Annotated in this window: 6 protein-coding genes; 4 read left to right on the forward strand and 2 right to left on the reverse strand. The window is 73.4% G+C overall.

Annotated features, from left to right (window positions below; genetic code table 11):
- Positions 1-67: 67 nt before the first annotated feature.
- Positions 68-424 (reverse strand): PRC-barrel domain-containing protein, encoded by a 357-nt coding sequence (locus ABIC61_RS10375; RefSeq protein WP_354029830.1) that lies wholly within the window; start codon positions 422-424, stop codon positions 68-70.
- A 213-nt stretch (positions 425-637) separates the two neighbouring features.
- On the opposite strand from ABIC61_RS10375, the gene ABIC61_RS10380 reads away from it, so the two are divergent.
- The 4 genes from ABIC61_RS10380 to ABIC61_RS10395 all read left to right on the forward strand — a co-directional run bounded on the left by ABIC61_RS10380 (position 638) and on the right by ABIC61_RS10395 (position 4,039).
- Positions 638-1,306, forward strand: coding sequence for a hypothetical protein (locus tag ABIC61_RS10380; RefSeq protein WP_354029831.1), 669 nt, complete (start codon positions 638-640; stop codon positions 1,304-1,306).
- Positions 1,307-1,398: 92 nt separating this feature from the next.
- The gene (locus ABIC61_RS10385) at positions 1,399-2,121 is read left to right on the forward strand and encodes a DedA family protein (RefSeq protein WP_354029832.1); all 723 of its coding nucleotides are present in this window, start codon (positions 1,399-1,401) and stop codon (positions 2,119-2,121) included.
- On the forward strand, positions 2,118-3,380 hold the full coding sequence (locus tag ABIC61_RS10390) for a sensor histidine kinase (protein WP_354029833.1): 1,263 nt from the start codon (positions 2,118-2,120) through the stop codon (positions 3,378-3,380). The genes ABIC61_RS10385 and ABIC61_RS10390 overlap by 4 nt, the downstream gene beginning before the upstream one ends.
- The gene (locus ABIC61_RS10395) at positions 3,377-4,039 is read left to right on the forward strand and encodes a response regulator (RefSeq protein ID WP_354029834.1); all 663 of its coding nucleotides are present in this window, start codon (positions 3,377-3,379) and stop codon (positions 4,037-4,039) included. Before ABIC61_RS10390 ends, ABIC61_RS10395 begins: the two co-directional genes overlap by 4 nt.
- A gap of 27 nt (positions 4,040-4,066) precedes the next feature.
- Here the strand turns inward: ABIC61_RS10395 and phoA are convergent, their stop codons facing one another.
- The gene (gene phoA / locus ABIC61_RS10400) at positions 4,067-5,758 is read right to left on the reverse strand and encodes an alkaline phosphatase (protein WP_354029835.1); all 1,692 of its coding nucleotides are present in this window, start codon (positions 5,756-5,758) and stop codon (positions 4,067-4,069) included.
- Between the last annotated feature and the right edge of the window lie 242 nt (positions 5,759-6,000).

Below are 6,000 nucleotides of genomic sequence, written 5' to 3' on the forward strand. Positions count from 1 at the left end.
CGAACCAGGCTAACGCGTGCGCCCGGACGCGCGGTCCGCGACGCCCGGGAGCACGCGTCGGGTCCGTTCAGCGACGGCCGAGCCGGCGCTCTCCCCCGCTGCCGGTGCGGTACTCGAGCCCGTAGTGCTGGTAGAGCTCCGGTTCGAGCGAGGCGTCGAGCTCACCGTCGGTCGGGATCGTCGGAGCGTCCTTCACGAGCTTCTTCGGGAAGGCCACGCGGAGGTGCTTCGGTGCCACGAGCGCTCCGGTGAGCGGGACGAACAGGAGCTTCTGGAACCCGACCATCCCGGTGGTGACCGAACCGAACGCCGGCTCCGACGTCGCGGTGTCGTAGTAGATGCTCTCGAGCGTGCCCACCTTGTCGTCGGTCTCGTCGACGACCGGCAGGCCGATCCAGTCCCGGATGTTCGCGGCTTCGAACACGTGCGCCTCCTCGTGAGCGCCCGGTGTGTCCGGGTCGCTCCCCGCCGACGCTACCGGGGCACGGGCGGCACGGTAACGGGCGCGGCGCGGCGCGGCGCGCAGGCGGCTCCGTCACGGATGCGGCGCGGACCTCCCTGGCCGCGGAGCGCGGTGCAGAGCGCACACCGAGGATCGGCGGAGCACCCTGGTGCCTGTCAGTGTGAGGAGGCGCGTATGGGAAGCGACCTGCACCGGCTCGTCGCGGACGTCGTCGCCCGGGTCGACGACCGTGAACCCCTCGTCGTGGTGGTGGGATGCCTGCACGACTGCGTCGTCACCGACGACGCACCGGCCGTGGCCGTCGGCGCCCGAGCGCTCGGTGCCCGGGTCAGGATCGTCGGATGTCTGGGTGACGGCCCGACGGCGGAGATGTTGCACCGGGATCTGGTGTCCGCCGGTGTCGACGCGTCGTACCTCGTGACGGACGGGCGCCCCGGCGGTTCGATGGCGGAGCGACTCGCGCGGGCGATCCGCTGCGCCGACGCCGCTGTGGTGCACGACGACGGACGTCTGCGGGCCGAGGACCTCGTCCCCATGCTCGACCGCGACCGCCCGCGCACCGTCGTGCTGGACGCGCACGACGCGGCACCGTGGTGGTCCCTCCGGCCCGAGCTGCTGGTGCCCCGGGGCGACGGGCACCGAGCGACGTTCACCGCGGCGGTGGCGGTTGCGCTCGCAGTCGGGACCCCGCCCCGGGACGCCCTCCTGACGGCCGGTGCGGCGCTGGCGGCGACGACCGACGGCACACCGTGCACCGCGACGACGCTCCTGCAGTCCGTGCGGACCGGGACGACCCCGATCCCGACCCCGACGACCGGCCACCGCGAAGTCATACCGCGGTAGGGGGTGGTCGAGACCCGGGCGGGATGGCAGCGCTGCGTCGGCTCCGTAGCGTCGAACCCGTCGGCGAGGTCCGTCGGCGGAGGGAGCCACCCGTGTTCGACCAGATCACCCCGCTCGTGACCGAGCTGGCCGCGAGTCCGCTCGTCTACGTCGTCCTCTTCGCCCTGTGCCTCGTCGACGGGTTCTTCCCGCCGGTGCCGAGCGAGTCCGCCCTCGTCGCCGTCGCCGCCATCGCCGCGACCTCCGGCCAGCCGGTCCTCGCCGGGGTCCTCGTCGTCGCCGCACTCGGGGCGATCGCCGGCGACTCGATCGCGTACTGGATCGGTCGTCGGATCGGGCTCGCCCGGCTGGCCAGGTCGAAGCGCCCGCGCATCGCCGCCGCGTTCGCGTTCGCCGAGCGGCAGATGCAGCGGCGTTCCGCGAGCCTGATCCTCATCGGCCGGTACATCCCCGTCGGCCGGGTCGCCGTGAACACGACCGCCGGTGCGACGCGGCTCCCCTACCGCCGGTTCCTCGCGATCAGTTCGCTCGCCGGACTGGCCTGGTCGGCGACGTCGATCGGGATCGCCCTCGCCGCGTCGAGCGTCCTGCACGAGCCGATCGTCGCGGCGCTGGTCTCGATGGTCGTCGCCGCGGGCCTCGGCATCGCGGTCGACCGGGTCATCGGTAGAGTCACCCGGAAGCGCGACGCCCGTGCCGCAGCCGCGGCAGCGGCAGTCGCGGACGCCGCGCCCGAGCGGTCCGAGGTCCCCGAAACCCGGGCCGGCCGGCCCACCACCCGCATCGTCCCCACCGGAGAGATCGCCCGCCCGTGACCGCACCGCCCGTGACCGCACCGCCGAACCGGATCCGCCCGTCCTGGGTGCTCATCGGCATCCGGGTCGGCCTGGTCGTCATCGCGGTCACCCTCTTCACGGTCGCCGCCCCGGTGACGTCGATCTTCTACGACGTGCCGGTCCCGCTGTCGATGCTCGTGTCCGCCGTGCTCTCCGTGAGCATCGGCCTCGCGCCGCTGTTCCCCCGGGCGTCGTCGATCGCCCACCTCGCGGGCCTGGCGGCCCTCGGACTGCTGACGGCCCCGAGCCCTGCCGGCCCGTGGCCCGTCCCGGTGACTGGCATCATCGGACTCAGTGTCCTGCTCGTCTTGCTCGGCGTGCGATCGACCTGGCGACTCACGGCGACGGTCTGGGCGGCGTCGGCGGTCCTCGTCCTGGTGCTCGTCGCGGTGGCCCCGGGCCGCTGGGGGCAGGCGGACGTGTGGGCCACGAGCTTCGTGGTGACCGCCGGCGACACGCTCATCCTGGCCGCGGCGGCGATCGTGATCGGGCAGCGCCGGTCCATCCGCGAGGAACTCGCCGAGGCACGCCGGGACGCCGAACTCGAGCAGGCTCGGCGCCGCTCGGTCGAGGAGCGTTCCCGGATCGCCCGCGAGCTGCACGACGTCGTCGCGCACAGCATGTCGGTCGTGCACATGCAGGCCGAGTCCGCCCCGTACCGCGTCGCCGACCTCGCCCCGGACGCGCGCGCGGAGTTCGCCGCCATCGCGGAGACCTCCCGCACGGCGCTCCGCGAGATGCGGCAGCTCCTCGGCACGCTCCGCGGAGACGCCGACGCGGAGCGCGCTCCGCAGCCCCGTTTCGCGGACCTGCCGGCGTTGGTGCAGGCGACCAGGGCTGCCGGCATCCCGGTCGAGCTCCGCCTCGACGCGGACGAGGCGGCCGACGACGACCTGGACCGGCTCGCGCAGCTCACCGTCTACCGGGTCGTGCAGGAAGCGCTCGGCAACGTGGCCCGGCACGCGCCCGGCGCGTCCACCGTGGTGACGGTCGGGAGGCACGGCTCGGCCCTGGCGGTCGAGGTCGCCAACGCCGCACCACCCGGTGGCACCGTCCCTGCCGCTCCCCCGGACGACGGGGGGTTCGGTCTCGCGGGCATGCGGGAGCGGGTCGCTGCGCTCGGCGGCACGATCGACCACGGGCCGACCCCGGACGGCGGCTTCCGCGTCGCGGTCGGCCTGCCCGCCCGTCCGACACGGCCCGTCCGTGGTCCGGCGGCCGACGGAGGAAGCCGATGACGCGTGTGATGGTGGTGGACGACCAGCAGATGTTCCGCATGGGACTGCGGGCGATCCTCCAGGCCCAGGACGACGTCGAGGTCGTGGGCGAGGCCGTGAACGGTGCCGACGCGGTCGTCGAGGCGCTCCGTCTGCAGCCCGACGTGATCCTCATGGACGTGCGCATGCCCGAGCTCGACGGGATCGAGGCGACCCGGCGGATCACCGCGGCACCTGCGGACCGGCCCGTCCGCGTGGTGATGCTCACGACGTTCGACATCGACGACTACGTGTTCGACGCCCTGCGTGCCGGGGCGAGCGGCTTCCTGCTCAAGGACGCCAGCGCCGACGAACTCGTGCAGGCGGTCCGGACGGTCGCAGAGGGCGACTCGCTCCTCGCCCCGCGGGTGACCCGGCACCTCGTCGAGGCGTTCGTCGCGGGACCGCCACCGGCTGCACCGCGGACCGAGGTCCTCGACGTGCTGACCGACCGGGAGCGGGACGTGTTCCTGCTCGTCGCACGGGGCCGGTCGAACGGTGAGATCGCAGCCGACCTGTTCATCGCCGAGCAGACCGTGAAGACCCACGTGGGCCGGATCCTCGCGAAGCTGCAGCTGCGGGACCGCGTGCACGCCGTGGTCCTGGCGTACGAGACCGGCCTGGTGACCCCGGCCCTCTGAGGGACCGACATCACCAGGCCGTCAGGACTAGCGGACTCGGACCTGCTTCGACGCCTGCTTGCCGGACTGCACGCCCGTGAAGGTGATCGTCGACTTGCCCGTCGTCGCCTTCCACGCCACCGTCGCCGTGCCGTCGATGACGTCCACCGTGCCGAGGTCCGTCGAGCCGACCGCGACCCGCACCTGGCGGTCACCGGCGAACCGGGACCCCGTGAGCGTCACCCGCTGGTTCGGACGCGGGGCCCCGACCGACAGGTCGATGCGCGCTCCGCGGGAGAGCGCCGCGAGGTCGTCGTTCAGCTCGAGTCCGTCGCGGATCGTGAAGAAGGTGTCCGTCTGGTCGGAGAGCCCGACGACGTTCGCGGCACCGGGGCCGTACGCCGCGATGCGCACCTGCGTGCCGGTGTGCTGCTGCGAGCTGCCAGCGCCGGCCGTGCCGTACGAGACCTTCATCGTGGTGCCGTCGGCGGTGCGGAGCGCCGTGGAGAGCGAGGTAGGCGGCGTGCTGTCGACGATCTGGCTCGAGTGGGCGTGGTCGGCGGTCGCGATGACGAGCGTGTTGCCGTCCTTCTTGGCGAAGGCCAGCGCGGACTGCACGGCCTCGTCGAAGTCGATCGTCTCGCCGATCTGGCCGCAGGCGTCGGCGGCGTGGTCCTGCTTGTCGATGCTCGCGCCCTCGACCTGCAGGAAGAAGCCCTTGCCGGTCTTCGCGCGATCACGGTTCAGCAGGTCGATCGACTTGTTCGTGAGCGACTGCAGCGAGAGCCCGGTCGACAGCCGTGCCGGGTTCGGCGTGCACTGCACCGGTGCCTGGTCCGCTCCACCCACGGTCGCCGTGGTGGGGGCGTACCGGGTCGGGAAGTTGCCCGGGGTGAACAGCCCGAGCAGGGGCTTCGCCTGGTCGGCCCGACGGACGGCGGCGAGGCCGTCGGCGTCCGAGACGACCTGGTAGCCGCGCTCCGCGGCCTGGGCGAACAGCGTCGAGCCCTGCCACTGCCCGGCCTTCGCGGTCTGCTGGAAGCTCGCCGAGCCGCCACCGAGGGTGAGGTCCGGGCGGGCGTTCAGCAGCTGCTCGCTGATCGAGCCGAGTCCGCCGTTCTGCAGGGCGTCGGTGCCGCACGAGGCGGTGTCCGGCCCGTAGCAGGAGCGCGCGCCGACGTGGGCGACCTGGACCGCCGGGGTGGCGTCCTGGATCTCGGCGGTGGAGACGTCGCCGGTGCGGAGGCCGTTCGCCTTCGCGAGCTCGAGGAGCGTCTTCTGCTGCTTCCCGTCGACGTCGACCGAGATCGCGCCGTCGTAGGTCTTCGTCCCGGTGGCCCAGGCGCTGCCGGACGCCGCGGAGTCGGTGACGTAGTCGGGCTTGCCCTTGTCGGCGCCGTCCTTATAGAGGGAGTACGTCGTGTACGAGCCGGTGAGCGGCAGCGCGTCCAGGCCGGGGAGCCGACCGGCCGCGCCGTACTGGTAGTTCCGCGCGATGGTGATCTCGGAGTCGCCCATCCCGTCGCCGATGAGCAGGATGACGTTCTTCGCGCCGGCCCGCTTGATCTCCTGCTGGATCGAGCGCGTCTGGTCGCCCTGGTGACGCTGGGCGCCCCCGTGCTGGCTCAGTGCGAGCTGCCCGACGGCCTCGGCGGTGCCGGGCAGTGCGACCGCGCCGGCGATGAGCGCGGCGCCGAGTGCGAGCGCCGCGCGACGGCGGCGCTGCGGAGTGTGCTGCATTGCGTGTTCCCCTCGTCTGTGCCCCGAACGGGTGCCATCCGAGGATGGCTGTGCGTGGGTACAGGCGGGTGAACGGGCATGGTCCGTCGCGTGAACGGGACGGGACCACAGACGGACGGGAGGCGCGGGGGCCGCGGGGCCCCCCCCCCCCCCCCCGGGGGGGGGGGGGCGGGGGGAGGGGTGGGTGCGCCCCACGCAACGCGCCGCCCGGCGGCTGGTGAGCAGCCACCCGGCGCCGGGCG

The sequence above is a fragment of the Curtobacterium sp. 1544 genome, from assembly GCF_040544915.1.
Lineage (GTDB): Bacteria > Actinomycetota > Actinomycetes > Actinomycetales > Microbacteriaceae > Curtobacterium > Curtobacterium pusillum_C.

Coding starts and splice junctions, on each gene's coding strand:
- phoA (WP_354029835.1), bottom strand. CDS start 5,758: ATGCAGCACACTCCGCAGCGCCGCCGTCGCGCGGCGCTCGCACTCGGC.
- ABIC61_RS10380 (WP_354029831.1), top strand. CDS start 638: ATGGGAAGCGACCTGCACCGGCTCGTCGCGGACGTCGTCGCCCGGGTC.
- ABIC61_RS10395 (WP_354029834.1), top strand. CDS start 3,377: ATGACGCGTGTGATGGTGGTGGACGACCAGCAGATGTTCCGCATGGGA.